Origin of the sequence: Mesorhizobium sp. ORS 3428 (genome assembly GCF_001854785.1) — a bacterium.
In the GTDB taxonomy this organism is placed as follows: Bacteria; Pseudomonadota; Alphaproteobacteria; order Rhizobiales; family Rhizobiaceae; genus Mesorhizobium.
Genome location: NZ_MDFL01000159.1, coordinates 137,424 through 160,040 on the forward strand (window position 1 = coordinate 137,424; position 22,617 = coordinate 160,040).

Sequence of the window (22,617 nt, forward strand, 5' to 3'; positions counted from 1 at the left end):
ATTATCCTTCTGGCGGACAGTTCAGTTCGAGCTTGGTGGCAAAGATCTTGCTCATGTTGGTGYCCGTCGGATCGTTGAAGAACGCTTCCGTCAGGGTCTTCTGGTTTTCCTTGATCGCTTCATCCGGATCGGGACGGATCACCTTCTTGGTGCAGTTCGAGGGCAGCCCTTCGACGGTGAGGTTGGCGTCGTCGGTGAAGTCGATCGCYGTGTAGAAGGTCGGATCGTAGACGCCGATGTCGATCTTGCCGGCAAGCTTTATCGGCGTCTTCGGTTCGGACTCGAACAGGATGATCAGCTGATCGTTTTCGAAATTGGCCATCAGATGCGGCGGCGGGACCATAGTCACGTCCTTGCCGTCCTGCGTGACCAGCTGGAAATAGTTGAACTCGGYCAGCGAGGAATGGACAGTGTCGGCCACTTCCTTGAGTTCGTTGTCGTCAAGCTTCAGGTCGGAGTTCTTGTCGAACTCCATCATCACCGTGCTCGAAAAGAGATCGTCGAAGCGCCACAGATGCCGCAGCGCTTTCACGCTTTGGTGATCCGGGGAGAGGATCACGTCGAGGCGGGCCTCGGCGAAGACATGCGGATGCACCTCGGCCGGCTCGACCGCGRCAAATGTTGCCGCCAGGGCAGAAGCCAGCATGGTTGCTTGCCGTTTCAGGTGCATTCTAGGCTGCGATTCCGTCGACTTCGGGAGCGGGTCACGAGAGTTACCAGAAAGGGGGCGAAATTGGGACCGCGCCTGGGTTTGTTGGCTAGGCGGCGTCGCGCGTCCTGAACCAGTGCACCAGGAAATCGACGAAGACGCGGACTTTGGCCGGCAGGTAGCGGCGGTGCGGATAGACGGCGAAGATGCCGCTGCCCGAGAGAATGCGGTCATCGAGCACAGTTATCAGCTTGCCGGACGCGATTTCCGGGGCAGCGATGAAATCCGGCAGGATCGTGAAGCCTAATCCCGACACCGCAGCGGCTCGTGCCGCCATCGGGCTGTTGACCTCGATCGGACCCGATACGGTGACAGTTACGGAATCCTCGCCATCACCCTTGAAGCGCCAGTTGGCCAAGGAGCGGCCGTTCGTGTCGATAATGCAGGGCATATGAGAGAGGYCCTGCGGGCGGGTCGGTGCGCCATGCTTCGCGACAAAGTCCGGCGATRCGCAGATCTTGACCGAAAACGGCGCCAGGCGCCTGGCGATCAGCGAGGAATTCTCCAGCCGCGAGATGCGCACGGCGAGATCGAAACCCTCCTCGACCAGATCGACGAAGCGGTCGTCGAGATGGATGTCGAGGACGATGTCGGGGTGCTRCTTGGCGAAGTCGATCAGCGACTGGCCGATCGGCGCGTCGGCGAAGGTGCGCGCCGCCGAAAGCTTGATGCGGCCGCGCACGTCGCCGGAGGATTCGCGCACGGCGTCGGCCAGGCTGTCGACCTCGCGCACGATTTCGGAGGCACGCTGGTAGTAGGTGTGGCCGGCCTCGGTCAACGAGAACTGCCGTGTCGTGCGGTTCAAGAGCAGCGCGCCGAGTTCGTCCTCCAACTCGCGCACATATTTCGACAGCAACGCCTTCGAGCGGCCGATCTTGCGCGCGGCGGCCGAGAAACCTTCTGCCTCGACCACATCGATGAAGGCGCGCATGCGGGTCAACGTATCCATGATCAGACCTTTCGTGCCGCGTCGAGAATCCTGCGGCCGACCCGTATCAAAGCGACATCGCTGCCGGAAGGGCCGAGCAGCGACAAGCCGAAGGGCGCGCCATCGACACTTCCCAAAGGCAGCGTGATCTGCGGGAAGCCAGACAGGCCGGCCAGGCACAGGAGATGCAGTGCCCTTTCGCGATAGGCCTGGAACTGCTCTGGCGTGCTGGCGGCAAGCGGCGCCGCGCCCGGAACGGTCGGCAGAACGAGGAAGCCATTGTCGCCGAGCAGGGCGCTGAACTCTGAACGGAAAGCCGCCCGGCGCGCCGTCTCGGCGGCAGCCGTGCCGGCATCGATCGTGCGGCCGAAGCCAAAACGCTCGTCGACGCCGGGGCCAAGGCCGTGGTTGYCCGCCGAGATCCAGCCGCCATGCACCTGCCAGGCCTCGAATGCCTGCAGCCCGCGAAAGCACCAATAGAGGTCGTCCGGAGACGAGGCGAAAGCATGTTCCGTCTCGGTCGGCTCGCCGATGACGGTGGCGGCCAGCTTCTTCATCCGGTCAAATTCGGCAGCCTCGGCCGGGCYGGCAACGAAAGCGTCCAGCCAGCGGATCGACAGCGGACGGCTGAGCGGGTGCTGGTGCGAATCATGGCCGAGCAGCAGCTTGCCGACGGCTTCGTAGGTTTCGATGCCGTCGGCGAACCAGCCGAAAGTGTCGAAGCTCGGCGCCAGCTTCATCGCGCCGTCGAGCGAGATGCGGCCATGCGTGGTGCGAAGCCCGATCAGGCCGCAGAAACTCGCCGGGGCGCGGATCGAGCCGCCGGTGTCGGAGCCGATGGCTATGTCGGCAAGGCCTCCTGCGACTGCGGATGCCGATCCGGAGGAGGAGCCGCCGGTGACGCGCTCGGGCGCGGCCGGGTTCACCGGAAAGGGAAAATGCGAATTCTGGCCGAACAGCGAGAACGCAAGCTCGTCGGTTTGCGTCTTGCCAACGAATCGCGCGCCGGCATTGAGAATCGCTTGCACGGCATCGGCCGTCCGCGAGGCGGCATCAGCTTCCTCGAACTTGCGCGGGTTGCCGCAGCCGGTGCGGTAGCCGGCAACGTCGTAGATGTCCTTGACGRCCAGGCGCAGGCCGGCAAGCGGGCCCAATTCCGCATTGGCCACAGCGACTTGGCGCAGATCGAGGAAAGCGTTGAGCGGGCCCTGGGTTCCTGGCATCGTTCGATTTCCGGATACGGTCCACAAACATTGTTCGATGCCGGAATTTTTACAACCGCCGCTTACGATTTTTATTGATTGTAAAACCCTTCGCCCTTATATCGCGGTTGCCCAAAGTCGCACGTGCCTGTGGGTGTCCGCCGATCCTCGAATGGTGAGGGCAATCGGTAAGGTAACTGGAGCCAACCCCTCCAGTCGGTCTAGTGGCCAACCGCCAGACCGAGGACATCTTGAAGCAACGACGGTGCGGGCCTTTCTAGTGTCTGCCGGTCGTCCAAAGACCGGGGTTACTGAAGAGGCACACCTTCATTGCCGGCAGTGAGGACGGGAGTCTCCCATCCAAGCCAAGGCAGACAAAGCGAACCGAGGCCGGGCAAGGCCAGGTTCATCGCCGCGAGACGGCGATTCGTGGTTCCGGGGTCTCCACCGGCTGGTTCCACGGATTTTTCGTCCCGCCTTTGTCCACCGCGAGTTCGCGAGGCTGAGCGCCCGCATCYCGCAGCTTTGTGCGCGCCCGAAAGGCGCAGATGGGGAGACCTCTATGGYCACTCAGCGCATCCTTGACTTTCTCGCCACCCGACGTCCGAACGGCCCCTGCCTCGTCGTCGACCTCGATGTCGTGCGCGACAATTTCCGCGCCTTCCAGCGGGCGCTGCCCGATTCCAAGATCTATTATGCGGTGAAAGCAAACCCGGCGCCGGAGATCCTGCGCCTTCTTGCTGCGATGGGCTCGTCCTTCGACACCGCATCGGTTGCCGAGGTCGAGATGGCGATGGACGCCGGCGCGCCGGCGGACCGCATTTCCTTCGGCAACACCATCAAGAAGGAGCGCGACATCCTGCGCGCCTACCAGCTCGGCATCCGCCTCTACGCTGTGGACTGCGTCGAGGAGGTCGAGAAGATCGCCCGCGTCGCCCCCGGCTCGCGCGTGTTCTGCCGCGTGCTCACCGACGGCGAGGGCGCCGAATGGCCGCTGTCGCGCAAGTTCGGCTGCGTGCCGGCGATGGCCGTCGACGTGCTGCGCCATGCCAAGGGCCTCGGCCTCGATGCCTATGGCGTGTCGTTCCATGTCGGCTCGCAGCAGACCGATCTGTCGGCCTGGGACCGTGCGCTGGGCGACGCCAAGAAGGTGTTCGCTACGCTCGCCGAGGAAGGCATCGTCCTGAAGATGGTCAATATGGGCGGCGGCTTCCCGACCCGTTACCTGAAGGACGTGCCGGCGGCGCAGGCTTACGGCCAGGCGATCTTCTCGGCGCTGCGCAAGCATTTCGGCAACGCGCTGCCCGAGACGATTATCGAGCCGGGCCGCGGCATGGTCGGCAATGCCGGCGTCATCAAGTCGGAAGTCGTGCTGATCTCGAAGAAGGCCGACAACGACAATGTCCGCTGGGTGTTCCTCGACATCGGCAAGTTCGGCGGTCTCGCCGAGACCATGGACGAGGCGATCCGCTATCCGATCGTCACGCCGCGTGACGGCTCGGAGACCGCGCCTTGCGTGCTCRCCGGCCCGACCTGCGATTCGGCCGACGTGCTCTACGAGAAGACGCCTTATCCGCTGCCCCTGTCGCTGACCATCGGCGACGAGGTGCTGATCGAAGGCACCGGCGCCTACACGACCACCTACTCGGCGGTCGCGTTCAACGGCTTCGAGCCTCTCCGATCCTACGTGATCTGAAGGCGCTTTCTTGGCGCATTTTCGGACGGCGAACCGGATTCCACGTCGCCTGAAAATGCGCTGAGAGCCTTCAGATCATCCGGCGCAGGCGACGCTGATCGCCCGCCTCGGCTCGCTTGTGGAACAGATCTCCGCTCGTGAAGGATCGCGGAAATGGACATTGCAGATTTCATCATTGAGGGCGCCGCGCGCCGGGTAGTCTCCCCCCTCGAGGGGGAGATTGCGCGCGCTTTCGTCGTCATCGCCGAAGGTGCCRGCGACGCGCCGGCGCGCGAAGCGTTGCTCGACCGTGCCATGGGGCCGAAGCGCAGGAAGAAGTCGTCCGAAAAGCTGCGGCGCGGCCGCCGGCCATCGGAAGGCCTGGCTTTCGTCGCGCGCGATCCGTCGGGCGCGATCGTCGGCACGGTTYGGCTGTGGGATGTGATGCTGGGCGAGGGCGGTCCGGCAGCACTTCTGCTCGGTCCGCTGGCGGTCGAGCCGTCGCTGAAGAGCGCCGGCATCGGCTCGGCTTTGATGTGGCACGCGATCGTTGAGGCTGCGCGCCTCGGGCATGGTGCGATCCTGCTCGTCGGCGATGCGCCCTATTACGGGCGCTTCGGCTTCTCGGCCGACCGCACGGGCTCGCTCGCCATGCCTGGTCCCTATGAGCGGCACCGTCTGCTGGCGCTGGAACTGAAGGAAGGCGCGCTCGATGGCGCCAGGGGCACGATCAAAGCCGCCGGCCGCAAGATCAAGGGACAGGCGCTGGGTTTCGTGGCCTGACAAGCGCTAGGCCGATGGAAAATACGAAGCGGCGCTGCGCGCTTGGTGGCGCGGCGCCGCTTCGGTTTGGCTTTTGTGCATGTCGTATTCGCAAAGCCGCTGCCCAGTTTTGGGCGACATGCATTGATGCGAGGACGATCCGCTTCCAGGTGGATCGTCGGTCAGCCGAGCAGTTGGCTGAGCGCCATAGCGACGGTCATATCGCCCTCGACTTTCAGCTTGCCGGCCATGAAGGCCATGGTCGGGTTGAGGTCGCCGGCGATCAGTAAGTCGAGGTCCTCGAGCGAAAGCTTGACCGTGCAGTCGGTCGGGGCATCGTTGGTCGAGACGGTCGCGCCGTCGATGACGATGACGCCGTCGCCGTCGGTGTCGAACTTGACCGAGTGCTCGAAGCCGGCGTCTGYTATGCGCGACCTGATCCTGTCGGCAATCTCCTGAACGCCCATGGCGGTTCTCCTCGTTTGGTTGCGTTTGACGCGCACCGGCCCTTGGCCGCTGGGCGGAGGGCGCCGCGTCGCGCAGGGCGCGCCACGGCCACCAGCGCATATAGCGTTCGGTTGACGTTTACGTCAACGTGGTGRCATGCGGCATCTCGCATCATGTCGGGCCAGAGAAGCCTCTGGCAACGATCAATGCTGTTTGAACGCCTTGGTCATTTCCTGGGCTGTCTCGCCGGCATTTTTGCGGCGGCGAATCGCGTTGTCGCGGATTTCGTCCTTGGACAGGAAGTTCACCTGGTCGACCARCACGTCGTGCACCAGCTCGACGCCGACGCGGGCGTTGACGGTGTCGCGGATCGATTTGCGGAAAGCGTCGAGATCGATCGTCTCCTTCTTGGTGAAATCGATCTGCGGATTGGAATAGAGGTAGGAGTAGACCTGGTCGGTTATCAGCGCCRGCGCCGGAACCGACAGTTTCTTTATCTGGTCCGGTTCCACCGTGTAGACGAGCTTGGTGAGGAAATAGCCGTCGATCTTGGCATTGCGGATAAGCGGCACCGAAATGATGTCGGTCTTGACGTAGTCGAGCCCGCCCAGCATCGGCTTCGGCGGCTGGCCGACGCCGCGCTCGCCCGCCGCCTGGAAGGAATAGAACACCGCGCCGAGCGTTACGGCGCAGATCCAAAGCGCTGCGGCGATGAACTTGATCACCGGATCCTTCCTTGCGCCGTCGTCATACGATCAAGCCCGTGCGTATCCGAATTCGCCGGCAGAATAGGTGCCGTCGGCATCGGCGCGCTGGATGGCGTTCTTCAGCAGCGTGGCGACCTCGTTGACGGCGTTCAGATGGGCAAGGATCGCCGCCTCGTTCTTCGCCAGTTTCTGGCGCAGCCGTGCCAGCGCCTCGCGATGCTGCTCGAGGAACTCGATCTCGTTGGCACCTTTCAAGGCCCGCGTCAGTTCGTAGAGATATCGGCTCTTGCGGGCGTTCGAGGCCTTGAGATCGTAGCCGGTTCCGCTGCGGATACCGGCCGTTTCCTCGTCCACCGCTTCCTCGATGCGRCCGATGATGGCGGCGAGGTTGCCGGGCCGCGCAGACGCGATCGGCGCCTCCGTGGCGGTGGTTCGTGCTGGCAGATTGGAAAGGTCCGTTTGGTCGGCCATTTAGGTCCCTAGATCTTGGTGTCTGTTTTTATGGTTGTCTCGTCGCCGGTCATCGAGCGGGCGACCTTGCGCTCAAGCTCCTCGACCATGGAGGTCGAAAGGCTGGTCTGCCGGTCGATCTCGGCCTTCTGTGGTCCCCCTCCAACAGGGCCCACGGGCACGGTGCGCTTGCCGTCGAGATAGTGGTCGGCAAGCATCGACCTGGCGATGCCGATGCCGCCGCGCGCGGCCATGACATTGGCGAGCTGCTCGGCGAGCTGCGACTTCCACATGTCGCCGGCCAGGCCCTTGCCATAAACGCCCTCGGCATCCTTGGGCATCATGTTCTGGATGAAGGTCTGCAGCACCATCGCCTCGAAGCGCTGGAACTTCTTCGCCGGGTTGGCTGCCTCGGCCTTGTCGGCGGTGGCGCGCGACAGTACGGAGCCGGCATCGATGGATGYGGCCTGGTCGATCGAGAACGTGCCCGGAGCCCCACCGGCCCGTCTTGCAAGCGCCGCGCGCGCGGCCTCGACATCGGCCGGCTCCGCCGCGCGGGCAACATCCATCACGATGTCGCTGGGGGGTGAGATCGCCAAGAAAGTCCGCCTCTCTGCCGGTTTTGTTATCCTCAGAATGGCCCAACAAGCTTGTGGCAGGCTTACCAGGGGGTTGGCCTTGCCGATTGGTTGCCGAAGCCGGATCGTACGGCCGCTGTACGCAGGTACGCATCGCTGGCATGACAGCTCGTGCGCGGGCTTTTCGCGCAGCCGGAGCGTTTCGCGTTCGAGCGCGCGATCAAGCCATGGAAACTTCGCAGGTCAGCGCCTGCACGTCGCGGCCGATGGCGGCAATGGCGACAACCTTGCCGTCCTTCTTATAGCCGACCAGACAATTACGATCGGCAATGCTGCCGTCGATCTCGACGGAGTCCCATGACCGGGCGTAGCCGACATAGYGGATCGATACGTCGTAGTGCTCGCTCCAGAAGAAGGGAACGCTGGAGAAGGGCTGCCGAAGGCCGAGCATGTTTTGCGCCGCGATCTGCCCTTGGCGCTGCGCCACGACCCAATGCTCGACGCGCCGCGATTCAGCCGTATTCAAGTCAAGCCATTGGGCGACGTCGCCGGCAGCGAATATGYCGGCCACGCTCGTCTCGAGGAATTCGTTCACGAGCACACCCTGGTCGACAGCGATGCCCGCTTCGGCGGCCAGTGAAATGCGCGGCCTCACGCCGACGCCGACGACGACCAGATCGGCATCGATCACACTGCCGTCGCTCACCGCGACYGCCTCGGCGGTAATCCGCTCGGCCCGGGCGCCCATATGGAAAACGACGCCACGCTCTTCGTGCAGCGAACGGATGAATGCGCCGAGCYCCGATCCAAGGACGGCTCCGAGCGGATAGTCCTCCGGCGCGACTACATGGACCGCGATGCCGCGCTTGCGCAGGGAGGCCGCGACTTCCAGGCCGATGAAGCCCGCGCCAAGCAAGACAGCCGTCTTCGAGTTTTGGGCGCGCTCGATGACGGCGCGGCTGTCGGCCAGCGACCGCAATGTGAAGACATGGTCGGAATCGGCGCCGGCAATCGGCAGGCGAACCGGCTCAGCCCCCGTCGCCAGCAGAAGGCGGTCGAAGGGAAAAGCCCGCCCGTCGCTCCCAATCGCCGCCCGCCCATCGACGTCGATATGCTCACATGTCGTCCGCAACTGGAGATCGATGTTGTTGCGGGCGTAGAATTTGGGGCCGCGCAGCGGAATCCACGCCTCCGGCGCCGTCCCGGCAAGATAGTCCTTGGACAGATTAGGTCGATCGTATGGTGCGTCATCATCCGAACTGAGCATGGTGATTTCGCCGGCGAACCCACTGCGGCGCAGCATTTCGGCCGCCGCGAACCCGGCCGCGCCACCACCCACAATGACGATGCGCTCCTGTTGACCAGCCGCATCGTTCTGCGGCGACGGCGTGGCCTCTTTGTCTGCCTTGCCGGTCACGAAGATGCGATCGCCTCGGCGCTCCACATTCCATCGCTGCAGAGGGTCGAAGGCGGGCGCGGCGACTGCCTCGCCGGTACGGAGATTGAAGCAGGCGTGGTGCCAGGGGCAACGAACCGTGTCGTCGACTACGATCCCTTCGGCCAGCGGCCCGCCGTAGTGAGTGCACTTGCCCGTGACCGCCAGCACTTCCTCGCCGACACGCGCCAGAAGCACCGGCTCCTCGCCGACATGCCCCCCGAGCATCCCCCTGTCGCCAAATGCGTCAATCGACACTCCGACCGTCAGGTCGGGGCCTACATCAGGATTTTTCTGCGCGGCCATCGGTGGCTCTCCTTTGGATGGTTTGCCGACGATCCATCCATCCAGGATGTCGGACCCAGAATTGACGCCGCGCCGGGCAAAAGGTTCCTGAGATTGATTGCCCGGCGTCATCGCTGCCGCATCGCCGCGCGCGACGGTGTCAAAACGTCAACATCGGGCCGGCGGCGGAATTCTCGCCGCTACTCGTCGCGCCGCCTCTGCATGATAAGGTCGAGACGCTCGCGGTCGGAGCGCTCGCGCTCGTCGCGGCGGCGCACGTCCCTGTAGGCGCGCTCGACCATGTTGGTGYGGGCGGTTGCGGTGGCAATCAGCGCCGCCTCCTGCCGGGCATTCTCGAGGCTCTGTTTCTGCCGGCCGAGCGCGTCGGCAATGCGGCGATGGTAGAGTTCCGGAAACAGGCCGGCCAGCGAGCCACCGGCATCGAAATGCCCGATAAGTTCTTTCGCTTCCGATTCCGCGGCCGCTGCCGCTGCGAGAAAGCCGGCATGGCGGGTCTCGTGCAGCGCCTTCAGTTGCTCCTGCACCTTGACCAGCTTCTTCAGGCGATCCTTGCGCGTGGTCATCGGCCTATCTCGCCAGCGTGAGGTCGACGAAGCCGTCGACGAACAGCGACAGCAAGGTGCCGATGGCGAAGTAGAAGATGATCAGCCCGCCGGCGATGACGAAGGGCAGCGAGATGAAATAGACCGGGATCTGCGGCGTCAGCTTGTTGACGAAGCCGATCGTCAGGTTGACCAGGATGGCGTAGGCGACGAAGGGGCTGCCGAGCCGGATGACGAGGAAGAAAGCGTCCGCCACGGTGTCGGTGACATCGACGAGCGCCGCCTGCGGATTGAAGAACACGTTGACCGGGGCGACCGTGTAGGAAGCGACCAGGGCGCGCACGATCTCGTGGTCGAAATCGAAGACGAAGAGCAGAAGTAGCGCCGAGAACGAGATGATAGCGGCAAGCGCTGCCTGCGGCTCCGGCTCCTCGATCGCCGGTCCGCCCGAGCCGCCATAGCCGATCATCATGGCGATGGCCGAGCCCATGAAGCGGAGCGCTTCCATGTAGAGCCTCGTCATGGCGCCGATCAGGCCGCCGACCAGAAGCTCGGAGACGATCATCGGCGCCAGGATCTGCGGGCGCGAGTCGACATGGGGGTAGATGCGATCCCACAGGAAGGCGAGCAGGCCGCCGGTGGCGGCGACCGACGCGAACAGCCGGACCTGGATCGGCACGCGGGCGCCCGACAAGCCCGGCATCARCATGAAGCAGGCGCCGATTCGGCAGAAGGCAAGGAAGGCGGCAATGACGACGCCTTGCGTGAGCGCGTTCACGAGATCGTCCCAAGCACCTTGATCTCGACGCCCTTGGCGATCTCGACATGGGAGAGAACGGGAAGCGTCGTGAAGAGCCGCTCGATGATCATGCGCACATAGGGGCGCGCATCCGGCGCGGTGACGAGCACGAAGCGCTCGCCGGCCTCGAGATGTTTGCGGATCGCCTTGGTCGCGTCCTGGCCGAATTCCTCGAGCTGGCGCGGGTCGATGTCGAACTCGCGCACCTCGCCCTTGGCGTCACGCTTGAGGCTCTGGTGGAAGGCAAGATCCCAGCGGTTGCCGAGGYGCAGCACCTTGAGCATGCCGCCCTCGGAGAGATCGCCGCAAATCTGTTGCGCCATGCGGATGCGGACATGTTCGACGATCTGCTCGGTGCGGCGTACATGYGGGGCGATCTCGGCGATGGCCTCGATGATCAGGTGCAGGTTGCGGATCGAGACCCGCTCGGCAAGCAGAAGCTTCAGCACCGCCTGCAGGCCGGGATAGGAGATGTGCGAGGTGCAGATCTCGTCGGCGAGCTTGCGGTATTCGGGGTCGAGCCGCTCGAGCAGCGCCTTCATGTCCTTGTAGGACAGGAGCTGCGGCAGGTTGTTGCGGATGACTTCCGAAAGGTGGGTGAGCAGCACCGACATATTGTCGGCGAAGGTGTAATTCTCGCGCTTCAGATCCTCGGCGAAGGTTTCAAGTACCGAATAGGCGCGCATGCCGAAGRCCGGCTCGCGGATCTCCTCGCCGGGGATGTCGGGCACGCCGCGCGTGCCGAGCAGCACCATGATCTCGCCGACACGCATCTGGTATTCGGCAACGACCGTGCCGTGGACCTTGATCTGGTAGCTCTTCGGCGGGATGGCGAAATCGTCGGCGACACGCACTTCCGGYACGACGAAGCCGTATTGCTGGGYGAATTTCTTGCGCATTTTCGACATGCGGAACACCAGTTCCTGATGCGCCACCAGCAGCCTGGTCGAGAGCTGCTTGCCGATCAGAAGCTCGATCTCGGCAGTGGCGAGCGACGCCTTGACGGAGTTCTTCTCTTCTTCGGCCTTGTCGGCCTTTTCCTTGTTCTTCTGCGCTTCGACCGCGGCCAGCGCCCGGCTTAGGCGCAGCGGGATGACATAGCCGAGGCCGGCCATGGCGCCGGCCAGCGCAAAGAACGGGAACAGCGGCAGGCCTGGCATCAGACCCAGGATGACGAGCAGCGAGGCCGCGACATAGAGCGCGCGCGGATGCGCGCCGAGCTGGCCGAACACCGCCTGGTTGGCCGAGCCGCGTGTGCCGCCCTTGGAGACGAGCATACCGGCTGCGAGCGAGACGATCAGGGCCGGGATCTGGGTGACGAGGCCGTCGCCGACCGACAGCTTGATGAAGACGTCGGCCGCCTGGCCGAGGCCCATACCGTGGCGCAGATAGCCGATAGCGATGCCGCCGACGATGTTGATGGCGGTGATGATGAGGCCGGCGATAGCGTCGCCGCGCACGAATTTCGAGGCACCGTCCATCGAGCCGAAGAAGGAGGATTCTTCTTCCAGCTCGCGGCGACGCAGCTGCGCCGTCTTCTCGTCGATCATGCCGGCGGAAAGGTCGGCGTCGATCGACATCTGCTTGCCGGGGATGGCGTCGAGGGTGAAGCGCGCGCCGACCTCGGCGATACGGGTGGCACCCTTGGTGATGACGATGAAGTTCACTACGATCAGGATCATGAAGACGATGAGGCCGATGACGAAGTCGCTCGACATCACCAGCTTCGAGAAGCCCGAGATGACGTAGCCTGCGGCATGCGTGCCCTCATTGYCGTGCGACAGGATCATGCGCGTTGTGGCGATGTTGAGGGAGAGCCTGAGCATCGTGGCGATGAGCAGCACGGTCGGGAAGGAGGAGAAATCCAGCGGCCGCTGGATCCACAGCGCCACCATCAGGATCAGCACCGACAGCGCGATCGAGAAGGCAAGGCCGATATCGATGAGGAAGGCGGGGATAGGCAGGAACAGCACCGCCAGGATGATGACGATGCCGAGCGCGAAGAAGACGTCGCGGCCGTTCTTGGCCACCAGGCCCGACGGGATTGTTTCGCTGATCGCCATGTCGCCCTCGAATCCAGATCTGCCCGGTACAGGGCAGGCCTCGACCGTAACGAGCCAAGCTTGCGCGAAGGTGGGAGAGTGGACGAGTTATGACTGTGCCGCGTCAGCCGTCGCGATGCCGACCAGCCAGCGGCGGACGGCGCCTTCTTCGTTTGCGGAAAGTCCGACGGCCAGTTCGCGTTCGAGCCGCTGCACGCGCTCGCGGCACTTCTTCAGCAAGGCGCGGCCGCTGCCGCTGAGATCGAGATGCTGGATACGGCCGTGCACCGCATGCGGCTTGCGGACGAGCGATCCGGCCTTCTCCAGATTGCCGACGATCACGCTCACCGTCTGCGGGGTCAGCATCGCGAGCCGGGCGAGATCGGCGTTGGAGATGCYGGGATAGGCAGACAGCATGGTCAGTGCGGCAAATTRYRGCTGCGTCACGCCGAATTCGGCCAGCTCCCGCTCCACCCGCAGCCGGTAGGCACCCGCCGCCTGCCGGAGCAGGTAGCCAAGGTAGCCTTCCTCGCCGCGCTTGCCTTCGCCGGGCGCGGGGATTGCAGGTGACGCACTGCGCTTGCGCATGATGTCATAGCTCTTATTTGTTGTTCGAACTCTGATATTATCGCGATATGGAGCGGAAGACGATGGGCCATCGAATCTTTCTTGCCGGCGGTTCCGGCGCGATCGGCCGCCGCTTGGTTCCGCAGCTGCTGGAAGCCGGCCATCAGTTGACGGCGACGACGCGCCGGGCTGCGAAGGTCGCGGAGCTGCGCGCGCTCGGTGCCGATGCGGTTGTGGTCGATGTGTTCGATGCCGGCGGCCTGYGCGCCGCCGTTGCCGCGGCACAGCCCGAAATCGTCATCCATCAGCTCACCGATCTCCCGCCCGGGCTCGACCCCGCCAGGATGGGCGAAGCGATCATCGCAAACGCCCGCATCCGCGACGAGGGAACCCGCAACCTAGTCGAGGCGGCAGAGGCCGCGGGCGCCAGGCGCCTGATCGCGCAAAGCATCGCCTGGGTCTACGCGCCCGGACCCGAGCCGCACGCGGAAGCCGATCCGCTCGACAGCGGCGCCGAAGGCGGCCGCGGCATCAGCGTTGGCGGCGTCATCGCGCTCGAACGGCAAGTACTCGAAGCTCCCATGACAGGCATCGTGCTGCGCTATGGCCACCTTTACGGGCCCGGCACAGGGGTCGACAGCGCCGCCGATCCGGCATTGCATGTCGACGCCGCTGCCTATGCGGCGATGCTTGCGGTGGAGCGCGGTTCGCAGGGCGCCTTCAACGTCGTGGAGCCGGGCACTTACGCCRCAATCGAGAAGGCTGTCAGCGAGCTCGGCTGGCGCGCCGATTTTCGCCTTGCCGGGTGACCGATTGACAAAGGGGCCGGTTGCCGTGGTCGAAGCGGCAAGCAGTGTTCCGGAGCACATCTGGCGGATCGCGGGCCATTCCCGATTGATCACGATCCGGGGTGCCGGCCTTGGCGGCCGCGGTTAATCGGCGCAGCGCCAAAATGGCGCCATAAGCGGTCGGCATTGCGGTTGTCACGCACTGCCGCCGGGCRTATCACGCACGGCAGCTTCCATCCTCTGCATACCCGGCGAGCCGTTCCGTTGCCTGCCAGAAACGAACCGCAAGTCTAYGCCCGCCGGCTTCGGGCGGTGCTGATCAATTCGATCCCCGTGCTCGAGGCGCGCGGCATCGTCATCGTGATGCTTGCCGGCCTGGTCGGCGTGGTCGCCGGCGCGCTGGTCACCGGAATGAGCGAGTTCGTGCAAGTCATGCATTGGCTGCTCTTCGACGTGCAGCCTGGCGGCCGGCTTTCGGCGATGTTTTCGCTGGCCAATCCGGTGCAGGCGATGTTTCCGGCGATCGGCGGGCTTCTACTCGGGCTCACAGTCATCTGGCTGCGCAAGCGAAAATTCCGCACGCCCGTCGACCCGATCGAGGCCAATGCGCTTTACGGCGGGCGCATGTCGCTCACCGATACATTCATCATCGTCGCCCAGACGATGGTCTCAAGCGGCTTCGGCGCCTCGGTCGGTCTCGAGGCCGGCTACACGCAGATCGGTTCCGGCATTGCCTCCCGCCTGGCGCGCGCCTTCCGGCTGCGCCGCAACGACGTCCGCATCCTGGTCGGCTGCGGCGCCGCCGGCGCCATCGCGGCCGCCTTCGATGCGCCGCTGACCGGTGCCTTCTATGGGTTCGAGCTGGTCATCGGAATCTACTCGGTCGCCAATGTCGCGCCGGTCATGACGGCGGCGATCTCGGCCGCGTTGACGGCGGAAGTGTTCGGCGGCGTGCCGTTCCCGCTGGAGCTCGCCGGCCTGCCGACGCTGACCGCCAGCCAGTACGTGCCGTTCCTGCTTCTAGGCTTGCTCGGCGGCGCTGCCTCGATCGCCATCATGCATCTGGTGAGCATCGTCGAACGCCTCTTCGCGCAGCTGGCGATCGACCCCTCGGTGCGGCCCTTCATCGGCGGCATCCTTGTCGGCTTGCTCGGGCTGGTCACGCCGCAGGTCCTTTCCAGCGGCCACGGCGCGCTGCATCGCGAGTTCGCGATGAATTACGGGCTCGCGGTGGTGGCAAGCGTCTTCGTGATGAAGCTCGCGGCCTCCGCCATATCGCTCGGCTCCGGTTTCCGCGGCGGCCTGTTCTTCGCCTCGCTCTTCCTGGGGGCGCTGCTGGGCAAGGTCTTTGCCGGCCTCATGGCGCTCGCCGCACCGTCCACGGGTCTCGACCCGGCGGTCGCAGCCGTCGTCGGCATGACCTCGCTTGCCGTCGGCGTCGTCGGCGGCCCGCTGACCATGACTTTCCTGGCGCTGGAATCGACCCGCGACCTCACGCTTACCGGCGTGGTGCTGGCGGCTTCCATCATGTCGGCGATCCTGGTGCGCGAGACCTTCGGCTACTCCTTCTCGACCTGGCGCTTCCATCTGCGCGGCGAGACGATCCGCAGCGCCCATGACGTCGGCTGGATGCGCAGCCTCACCGTCGGCTCGATGATGCGCAAGGATGTCCGCACCATCGAGGCTTCGACGACCTTGGCCGAATTCCGCAAGGAAATCCCGCTCGGCTCGGCGCAGCGCGTCATCGCCGTCGAGCAGGGCGAGCATTATGTCGGCGTGYTGCTCGTCGCCGAACTGCACAGCGATCTCTCCGACGGCGAGACGCCGGTCAAGGCGCTCGCCCAGTTCAAGGATGCGGTGCTAGTGCCGTCGATGAACGTCCAGTCCGCCGCCGAGACTTTTCAGCGCGCCGGCGCTGAAGAACTGGCCGTCGTGGAGGATTTCGACGATCGCATCGTTCTCGGTCTGCTGACTGAAAGCCATCTGATGCGGCGCTACGCCGAAGAACTCGACAAGGCGCGCCGGGATCTCTCGGGCGAGGGGTAGCGGGATTTCCCGCTCCATCTTGTCGATGCGCCGCAGCATCTTTCTCCCGCGGACATACCCTCCAGCTTGCCAGCCTGGCCCAAATAGTGGCGTGGGCCTGGCGCCACGCGCGGCTTGTCACTTGTACAGTGGTACTGTACAAAGTGTTCAGTGGAGGAAAACGGGATGCCCAAGGCGTCGAATAACGGCCAGGCTCCGGCGGCCAATAGTGCCAGTTCGGCCGCGACGCATGCCCAACAGGTGCTGGGCATGCGCCTCAAGAGCCTTCGTCTTGCCCGGCGGCTGTCATTGCGCGACCTCGCGGAGGCGACGGGTACCAGCGCCAGCTTCATCAGCCAGCTTGAACGCGGCCTGACCGGCGCAAGCACGGCCTCGCTCAACCAGATGGCCTCCGCGCTGGGCGTCAGCGTGGCATTGCTGTTCGAGGAGAGTGCCAGCCAGAACCACGGGGTCCTGAGGCGCAGCGAGCGGCCGAGCCTTCCGCCCAGCGGCGGCTGCCGCAAGATGCTGCTGTCGCGCCCGCCGTTGAGCGACATGGAAGTCTATGTCGGCGAGTTCGACATAGGCGGGTCGACCGGCTCCGAACAGTACACGCATGGCGAGGCGCACGAGATGCTCGTCGTGCTTCGCGGGATCGTCGAGGTGTCCCTCGGCGACGCACGCCATGTGCTGGAGGAAGGCGACAGCATCGAATACGCGACATCGACACCACATCGCACCGAGAACATCGGCAGCGGCCGGGCCGAGGTGATGTGGATCATCGCGCCGCCGACCTCGGCGCGCGCGGAGCTTGATCAATACAAGGCCTGGAAACCGCTCGCGGCCAGGTAGTGCGACCAAACGCGGGCCTCAATGGGAGAGTTACAGTTATGCTGAAGTCGAAACTTGCAGGTCTTGGCGCCGTGCTCGCGCTGAGCGTTCTGACATCCGCCGCCTTCGCGCAGGACAAGCCMGTGGCGGGCGAGGTGAAGGAAGGTTCGCTGAAGGGCAAGACCCTGACCTTCGTCTCCTATGGCGGCATCTACCAGGACGGCCAGGTGGCCGCGCTCAAGGAATTCGTCGACAAGTCCGGCGTCAAGCTGCTCAATGACGGCCCGACCGAGATCGCCAAGCTGCAGGCCCAGGTCGAATCCGGCAACGTCACCTGGGACGTGGTCGATACCGGCGATCTGCCGCCTTACGTGCATTGCGGAAAGCTGTTCCAGAAGCTCGATCTCACCAAGCTCGACGTGTCGAAGATTCCCGATGGCCAGGTCGGCGAATGCTCGGTGCCGGCGATGAACTACGGCGTCGTGCTGATGTACAACAAGGAGAAGTACAAGGATAACCCGCCCAAGAGCTGGGCCGACTTCTTCGATACCGAAAAGTTTCCGGGCGTGCGCGCGCTTGACGGCTCCGGCGATCCGACCGGCGGCCTGCTCGAACAGGCCTTCAAGGTGGCGGGCGGCGATCCCAAGGCGATGACGGCTGCCGAWATCGACAAGGCCATCGACGTGATCCGCAAGCTCGGCCCGGATACGATCTACTGGAAGACCGGCGCGGAATCGCAACAGCTCGCCGAGTCCGGCGAAGCCGACATGCTGATGATGTGGACCGGCCGCGCCATGGCGGCGGTCAAGAACGGCGCCAAATACGYGCCCGCCTGGCAGGACTGGCTGGTGGTGATGGACCAGATGACCATTCCGGTCGGCGTCAAGGATACGGATGCGGCCTACGCGCTGCTCAACGCCTATCTCGGCAAGCAGTCGCAGGAGATCCTGGCGCAGCAGACCTCCTACACGCCAATCAACAATGACGCCCAGCCCAAGGTCGACGACTCCGTCGCCGCTTTTCTCACCAACACGCCCGAGCGCCAGAAGCAGGGCTACAAGCAGAACATCAAGTTCTGGGTGCAGAACTTCCCGCTGGCGCAGGAAAAGTGGTCCGCGCTGATGGCCGGCAACTGACCGACCGACGGAGGCAAGGTCCGTGAGCGCGCTYGAACCGACGACGCCTTCCGCCGAAAGGCGGGCAGGATGGGCATGGCGGCCGTTCGCGCTCACGCTGCCGGCTCTGCTCCTGCTCGCCGCGGTGATCGGCTATCCGCTGATTACCATCATGCTGCGCAGCCTGTCTGAGCCGGCATGGGGCGTGCAGAACTATTCCTGGTTCTTCGGCGCGCCCGTCAATCTCACGGTGCTCCAGCGTACCTTCGCCATCTCGGCGTGGGTCACGCTGGTCTGCGTGGTCTGCGCTTATCCTTACGCATATCTGATGACGGCGGTCGGGCCGCGCGTCCGGCTCGTGCTGGTGCTCTGTGTGCTGATCCCGTTCTGGGTGAGCGGGGTGGTGCGCACCTTGTCCTGGGTGATCCTGCTGCAGGATTCAGGCGTCATCAACTCGCTGCTCCGGTCGGCAGGCTTCGGCGGCGTGCGGCTGATCCGCACCCAGACCGGCGTGGTGATCGGCATGGCGCAGGTGCTTTTGCCATTCATGATCCTGCCGCTCTATTCGGTGATGAAGGGGATCGACCTGAGGCTGATGCGGGCGGCGCAGAGTCTGGGTGCGCGACCCTTCCGCGCGTTCTTCACTGTCTACCTGCCGCTGTCGCTGCCGGGTGTCTATGCCGGCGCCATCATCGTCTTCATCCTGGCGCTCGGCTTCTACATCACGCCGGCACTGCTTGGCGGGCCGCGCTCGACCATGCTGTCAACCTTAGTGCAGACCCAGGTGCTCAGCCTGCTGCAATGGGGACGCGGCGGCGCGATGGGCGTGGTGCTGCTGGTCACCACTTTCGTGCTCCTGGCGCTCGCCGCRCCGGTGATGCGATCGCGGCACCGGGAAGCGGGACGGCGCTGATGGAAATGAAGCCGCTCACACGCCTCATTCTCGGCCTCGTCTGCCTGCTGGTAGCGATCTGGCTGGTGGCGCCGACGCTGGTCGTCGTGCCGATGTCCTTCAACGTCAACAAGTCGCTCGCCTTCCCGCCGCAGGGTTTTTCCTGGCAGTGGTACCAGAATTTCGCGACCAACGCGGAATGGTCGACCAGCTTCCTGAACTCGCTCAAGGTCGCCTCGATCGTGGCGGTGCTGGCGACGGTGCTCGGCACGCTCGCCGCCTTCGGCCTCGACCGCATGAAGGCGCGGCCGGCCAACCTGTTGCGGATGCTCATGCTGACGCCGATGGTGGTGCCGGGCGTGGTGTTAGCCATCGGCATCTATGCGGTCTATCTCGACGCCCAACTCGTCGGAACGCTTCCCGGCTTCGTGCTCGCCCACACCATCCTGGCGTTGCCTTTCGTGCTGATCGCGGTCTCGGCCAATCTCGAAGTGTTCGACAGACGCCTGGAGACGGCGGCGGCGAGCCTTGGCGCGGGTGCGCTCACCACGTTCCGCACGGTGACGCTGCCGCTGATCCTGCCCGGCATCCTCTCCGGTCTGCTCTTTGCCTTCGCGACGTCCTTCGACGAGATCGTGGTGTCGCTGTTCATCACCAACTCCTATCTCAAGACGCTGCCGGTGCAGATCTTCTCCTCGATCACGCGCGACGCCGACCCGACGGTGGCCGCCGTCGGCACAATCCTTTTGTGCGCCACCACAATCCTGATCGGCGGCGGCATGCTGCTTCTTGGCCGCGAGCGGAAGGGACGCCTATGAATCCAAGACCGGACAATCGCGGCGCGGCGATCGACCTCGAATCCGTCACCAAGGCCTATGGCGCGTTCAAGGCGCTGAACGGCGTGTCGCTCAGGATCGAACCGGGCGAGTTCATGACGCTGTTGGGCCCCAGCGGCTCCGGCAAGACGACGACGCTCAACGTCATCGCCGGCTTCACCGACGTGACCAGCGGCAAGCTGCTGGTCGGGGCAAAAAGCGTCGTCGGCGTGCCGGCGCACAAACGCAACATCGGCGTGGTCTTCCAGCACTATGCGCTGTTCCCGCACATGACAGTCGGCCGCAACGTCGCCTATCCGCTGACACTGCGCGGCGTCGAGCAGGCGAAGCGGAAGCGGCGCGTGGCGGAAGCGCTCGACATGGTCAAGATGGGCGACTTCGCGCATCGCTATCCGAGTGAATTGTCGGGCGGCCAGCAACAGCGCGTGGCGCTCGCCCGCGCCATCGTCTTCGATCCGTCGCTGCTCCTCATGGACGAGCCGCTCGGCGCGCTCGACAAGAAGCTGCGCGAATGGCTGCAGCTCGAGATCAAGCGCATCCACCGCGAGCTCGGCACCACCTTCGTCTATGTCACGCATGACCAGGAAGAGGCGCTGGTGCTGTCCGACCGCATCGCCGTGTTCAATCGCGGACGGATCGAGCAGGTCGGCACCGGTCGTCAGCTTTATGACGAGCCGGCGACCCTGTTCGTCGGCCGCTTCATCGGCGACTCCACGGTGCTGCGCGGCGAGGCGAGAAGCGACGGCACGAGCACTGCCCTGACCGTCGCCGGCGAGACGGTCACGGCCCCGCGCCGCATCGCCGGCGAGGCGAGCCCCGTGATGCTGCTGCGACCCGAAAAGCTCACCATCCGGCGGCCTGGCAAAGCGGATGCTGGCGCAAACCGACTATCGGGGACGATCGCCGAGGCGATCTATCTCGGCTCCGGATCGAAATACGAGGTGAAGCTCGGCGACGGCTCGACGGCAATCGTGCGCTCGCCGCTGACCGGCGAGAGTTTTGGCCTCGGCGAAAAGGTGGAACTCTGCTTCGACGGCGCCGACGCCAAGCTGCTGCCCGACGACTGCACGGCCGACACAACGCTGACCTGATCCCTCTCTCACTCGCTCCCTGGAAATCATCCCATGCAAGTCAAGCGCAACGGCAACATCTCGTTCTGGTATGCGGATCTCGGCGCGGTTCCCGCGCCGCGCCCGCCATTGCCCGGCGACCTCGAGGCCGACGTCGCGATCGTCGGCGCCGGTTACACCGGGCTCTGGACCGCCTACTACCTGAAGAAGGCGAAGCCCTCGCTTCGCATCGTCCTGCTCGAACGCGAGTTTGCCGGCTTCGGCGCCTCGGGCCGCAATGGCGGCTGGCTGTCCGGGGGCTTCGGATGGTCGCGCGAGAAATATCTCAAAACCTCGACCCGGCACGGCGTGACGGCCATGCAGAAGGCGATGGCGGGCTGCGTCGACGAGGTGATCCGCGTGGCGACAGAGGAAGGCATCGATGCCGACATCCGCCGCGTCGACAATCTGACTGTCGCCACCAATCCGGCGCAACTCGAGCGCGTCCGCGAGGATTGCGAAACCATTCGCTCGTGGGACGCCGACCCGGAACGCATCGAATTGCTCGACGCGGACGCGACACGCGCCCGCATCAACATCAAGAATGTCATGGGCGGCTTCGTCGTGCATGGTCAGGCGCGGGTGCAGCCGGCCAAGCTGGTGCGCGGACTGGCGGAAGCGGTCGAGCGGCTCGGTGTGCCGATCTACGAAAAGACCAGCGTGACATCCATCGTCAAGGGCAGTGTTGCCACGAACCGCGGCACGGTGYGGGCCGAAACCGTCATCCGCGCCACGGAAGGATTCACCGCCGGCATCCCTGGAGAAGAGCGGACATGGCTGGCGCTCAACAGCGCGCAGATCGTCACCGAACCACTGCCGCCGGAGCTTTGGCGCGAGATCGGCTGGGAAGGGCACGAACTGCTCGGCAATGCGGCGCATGCCTATTGCTATGCCCAGCGCACGCGCGAGGGACGCATCACCATGGGCGGGCGCGGCGTGCCCTATCGCTACGGCTCGCGCACCGACGTCAACGGCCAGACGCAGCAGGCGACGATCGACCAGCTGCACAGGATCCTGACGACGCTCCTGCCGCAGACCGCGGGCTGCCGCATCGACCATGCCTGGTGCGGCGTGCTCGGCGTGCCGCGTGACTGGTGCACGACGGTCGGCCTCGACCCCAAGACCCGCATCGGTTGGGCCGGCGGTTATGTCGGATTGGGCGTCTCGAGCTCAAACCTTTCGGGCCGCACGCTGGCCGACCTGATCCTCGGCCATGACACGGAGCTTACGCGGCTGCCCTGGGTCAACCGCAAGGTGCGGCGCTGGGAGCCAGAACCTTTCCGCTGGCTCGGCGTCCACTCGATGTACCAGCTCTACCGCATTGCCGACCAGCGCGAGGCCGCGGGGCTCGCGCACACCTCGAAGCTTGCCGCTTTGGCTGACAGCATCACAGGCCACTAGCGCGGTTCAGCGTTCGCCGAACCGCGCCAACTATTTGTTTTCACGCAATTCGGGGCGGGGCCGTTGCCCGCTTTCCTGGAATTGCTTCAGCCCATGGAGCCCAACTTGATCGACCTTTCGACCTTTCACGACCTCGCCAAGGCCGATATCGGCGCTTTCTCGCCCAAGCCGACATCGATCGAAGGCAATCAGGTGGAGGCCGCGCGCTCGCTTTTCCAGTCGCCTGACGGGACCGTCGATATCGGCATCTGGGAATGCACGCCGGGCCGCTTCACCGCCGACCGTTCAGGCTCGTCGGAAATCTGCCACATCATTTCGGGCCGAGCGGAAGTCAGCCGCGCCGACGGCGAGATGCGCGAGYTGGGTCCGGGCGACCTTCTCGTCCTGCCGCAAGGGTGGAAAGGCGAGTGGCTGATCCATGAGACGACGCGCAAGCTCTACATGATCCAGAGCGCCGGCTGATCTCAAGTC

Annotated in this window: 23 protein-coding genes; 11 read left to right on the plus strand and 12 right to left on the minus strand. The window is 64.8% G+C overall.

Going from position 1 to position 22,617, the window contains the following annotated elements; genetic code table 11:
* Nucleotide 1 precedes the first annotated feature (1 nt).
* The 3 genes from ORS3428_RS27065 to ORS3428_RS27075 form a co-directional block, all read right to left on the minus strand.
* A complete protein-coding gene (locus ORS3428_RS27065) occupies nucleotides 2–670 on the minus strand; it encodes a DUF1007 family protein (RefSeq protein WP_071101340.1) in 669 nt (222 codons plus the stop codon).
* A gap of 88 nt (nucleotides 671–758) precedes the next feature.
* Nucleotides 759–1,658, minus strand: coding sequence for a LysR family transcriptional regulator (locus tag ORS3428_RS27070; protein WP_071101341.1), 900 nt, complete (start codon nucleotides 1,656–1,658; stop codon nucleotides 759–761).
* A 2-nt stretch (nucleotides 1,659–1,660) separates the two neighbouring features.
* Nucleotides 1,661–2,860: an amidase gene (locus ORS3428_RS27075; RefSeq protein ID WP_071101342.1), complete on the minus strand. Its 1,200-nt coding sequence runs from the start codon at nucleotides 2,858–2,860 to the stop codon at nucleotides 1,661–1,663.
* Nucleotides 2,861–3,401: 541 nt separating this feature from the next.
* On the opposite strand from ORS3428_RS27075, the gene odc2 reads away from it, so the two are divergent.
* Both odc2 and ORS3428_RS27085 read left to right on the plus strand, forming a co-directional pair.
* Entirely contained in the window at nucleotides 3,402–4,535 is a 1,134-nt protein-coding gene (odc2, locus tag ORS3428_RS27080) for an ornithine/lysine decarboxylase (protein WP_071101343.1), read from the plus strand.
* 153 nt (nucleotides 4,536–4,688) lie between these two features.
* Nucleotides 4,689–5,297 (plus strand): GNAT family N-acetyltransferase, encoded by a 609-nt coding sequence (locus ORS3428_RS27085; protein ID WP_071101344.1) that lies wholly within the window; start codon nucleotides 4,689–4,691, stop codon nucleotides 5,295–5,297.
* Between the two features lie 161 nt (nucleotides 5,298–5,458).
* On the opposite strand, the gene ORS3428_RS27090 is transcribed toward ORS3428_RS27085, so the two are convergent.
* The 9 genes from ORS3428_RS27090 to ORS3428_RS27130 form a co-directional block, all read right to left on the minus strand.
* Nucleotides 5,459–5,743, minus strand: a complete 285-nt coding sequence (locus ORS3428_RS27090; protein ID WP_071101345.1) for an SCP2 sterol-binding domain-containing protein — start codon at nucleotides 5,741–5,743, stop codon at nucleotides 5,459–5,461.
* Nucleotides 5,744–5,926: 183 nt separating this feature from the next.
* Nucleotides 5,927–6,448, minus strand: a complete 522-nt coding sequence (locus ORS3428_RS27095; protein ID WP_071101346.1) for a hypothetical protein — start codon at nucleotides 6,446–6,448, stop codon at nucleotides 5,927–5,929.
* A gap of 30 nt (nucleotides 6,449–6,478) precedes the next feature.
* Complete coding sequence (locus ORS3428_RS27100; protein ID WP_071101347.1) at nucleotides 6,479–6,901, minus strand: hypothetical protein; 423 nt, start codon at nucleotides 6,899–6,901, stop codon at nucleotides 6,479–6,481.
* 8 nt (nucleotides 6,902–6,909) lie between these two features.
* Entirely contained in the window at nucleotides 6,910–7,479 is a 570-nt protein-coding gene (locus ORS3428_RS27105) for a rod-binding protein (RefSeq protein WP_244508116.1), read from the minus strand.
* Between the two features lie 199 nt (nucleotides 7,480–7,678).
* The gene (locus ORS3428_RS27110; RefSeq protein ID WP_071101349.1) at nucleotides 7,679–9,199 is read right to left on the minus strand and encodes an FAD-dependent oxidoreductase; all 1,521 of its coding nucleotides are present in this window, start codon (nucleotides 9,197–9,199) and stop codon (nucleotides 7,679–7,681) included.
* A 179-nt stretch (nucleotides 9,200–9,378) separates the two neighbouring features.
* Nucleotides 9,379–9,762 (minus strand): hypothetical protein, encoded by a 384-nt coding sequence (locus ORS3428_RS27115; RefSeq protein ID WP_071101350.1) that lies wholly within the window; start codon nucleotides 9,760–9,762, stop codon nucleotides 9,379–9,381.
* 4 nt (nucleotides 9,763–9,766) lie between these two features.
* The gene (gene fliR / locus ORS3428_RS27120) at nucleotides 9,767–10,519 is read right to left on the minus strand and encodes a flagellar biosynthetic protein FliR (RefSeq protein WP_071101351.1); all 753 of its coding nucleotides are present in this window, start codon (nucleotides 10,517–10,519) and stop codon (nucleotides 9,767–9,769) included.
* Nucleotides 10,516–12,603 carry a flagellar biosynthesis protein FlhA gene (flhA, locus tag ORS3428_RS27125; RefSeq protein ID WP_071101352.1) on the minus strand — a complete coding sequence of 696 codons (2,088 nt, stop codon included), beginning with the start codon at nucleotides 12,601–12,603 and terminating at the stop codon, nucleotides 10,516–10,518. The genes fliR and flhA overlap by 4 nt, the downstream gene beginning before the upstream one ends.
* Before the next feature lie 87 nt (nucleotides 12,604–12,690).
* On the minus strand, nucleotides 12,691–13,170 hold the full coding sequence (locus ORS3428_RS27130; RefSeq protein WP_071101353.1) for a MarR family winged helix-turn-helix transcriptional regulator: 480 nt from the start codon (nucleotides 13,168–13,170) through the stop codon (nucleotides 12,691–12,693).
* Nucleotides 13,171–13,232: 62 nt separating this feature from the next.
* On the opposite strand from ORS3428_RS27130, the gene ORS3428_RS27135 reads away from it, so the two are divergent.
* From ORS3428_RS27135 to ORS3428_RS27175, 9 genes are all read left to right on the plus strand, one after another.
* On the plus strand, nucleotides 13,233–13,958 hold the full coding sequence (locus ORS3428_RS27135; protein ID WP_071101482.1) for an NAD-dependent epimerase/dehydratase family protein: 726 nt from the start codon (nucleotides 13,233–13,235) through the stop codon (nucleotides 13,956–13,958).
* A 243-nt stretch (nucleotides 13,959–14,201) separates the two neighbouring features.
* On the plus strand, nucleotides 14,202–15,983 hold the full coding sequence (locus ORS3428_RS27140) for a chloride channel protein (RefSeq protein ID WP_071101354.1): 1,782 nt from the start codon (nucleotides 14,202–14,204) through the stop codon (nucleotides 15,981–15,983).
* A 165-nt stretch (nucleotides 15,984–16,148) separates the two neighbouring features.
* A complete protein-coding gene (locus ORS3428_RS27145; RefSeq protein WP_071101483.1) occupies nucleotides 16,149–16,814 on the plus strand; it encodes a helix-turn-helix domain-containing protein in 666 nt (221 codons plus the stop codon).
* Between the two features lie 38 nt (nucleotides 16,815–16,852).
* Nucleotides 16,853–17,929 (plus strand): extracellular solute-binding protein, encoded by a 1,077-nt coding sequence (locus ORS3428_RS27150; RefSeq protein WP_071101355.1) that lies wholly within the window; start codon nucleotides 16,853–16,855, stop codon nucleotides 17,927–17,929.
* A gap of 22 nt (nucleotides 17,930–17,951) precedes the next feature.
* Complete coding sequence (locus ORS3428_RS27155; protein ID WP_071101356.1) at nucleotides 17,952–18,821, plus strand: ABC transporter permease; 870 nt, start codon at nucleotides 17,952–17,954, stop codon at nucleotides 18,819–18,821.
* Nucleotides 18,821–19,618, plus strand: a complete 798-nt coding sequence (locus tag ORS3428_RS27160; RefSeq protein WP_071101357.1) for an ABC transporter permease — start codon at nucleotides 18,821–18,823, stop codon at nucleotides 19,616–19,618. The genes ORS3428_RS27155 and ORS3428_RS27160 overlap by 1 nt, the downstream gene beginning before the upstream one ends.
* Nucleotides 19,615–20,727, plus strand: a complete 1,113-nt coding sequence (locus tag ORS3428_RS27165) for an ABC transporter ATP-binding protein (protein ID WP_071101358.1) — start codon at nucleotides 19,615–19,617, stop codon at nucleotides 20,725–20,727. Before ORS3428_RS27160 ends, ORS3428_RS27165 begins: the two co-directional genes overlap by 4 nt.
* A 33-nt stretch (nucleotides 20,728–20,760) precedes the next feature.
* Nucleotides 20,761–22,146, plus strand: coding sequence for an NAD(P)/FAD-dependent oxidoreductase (locus ORS3428_RS27170; RefSeq protein WP_071101359.1), 1,386 nt, complete (start codon nucleotides 20,761–20,763; stop codon nucleotides 22,144–22,146).
* Nucleotides 22,147–22,239: 93 nt separating this feature from the next.
* Nucleotides 22,240–22,608 (plus strand): cupin domain-containing protein, encoded by a 369-nt coding sequence (locus tag ORS3428_RS27175; RefSeq protein WP_083355311.1) that lies wholly within the window; start codon nucleotides 22,240–22,242, stop codon nucleotides 22,606–22,608.
* Nucleotides 22,609–22,617 lie beyond the last annotated feature (9 nt).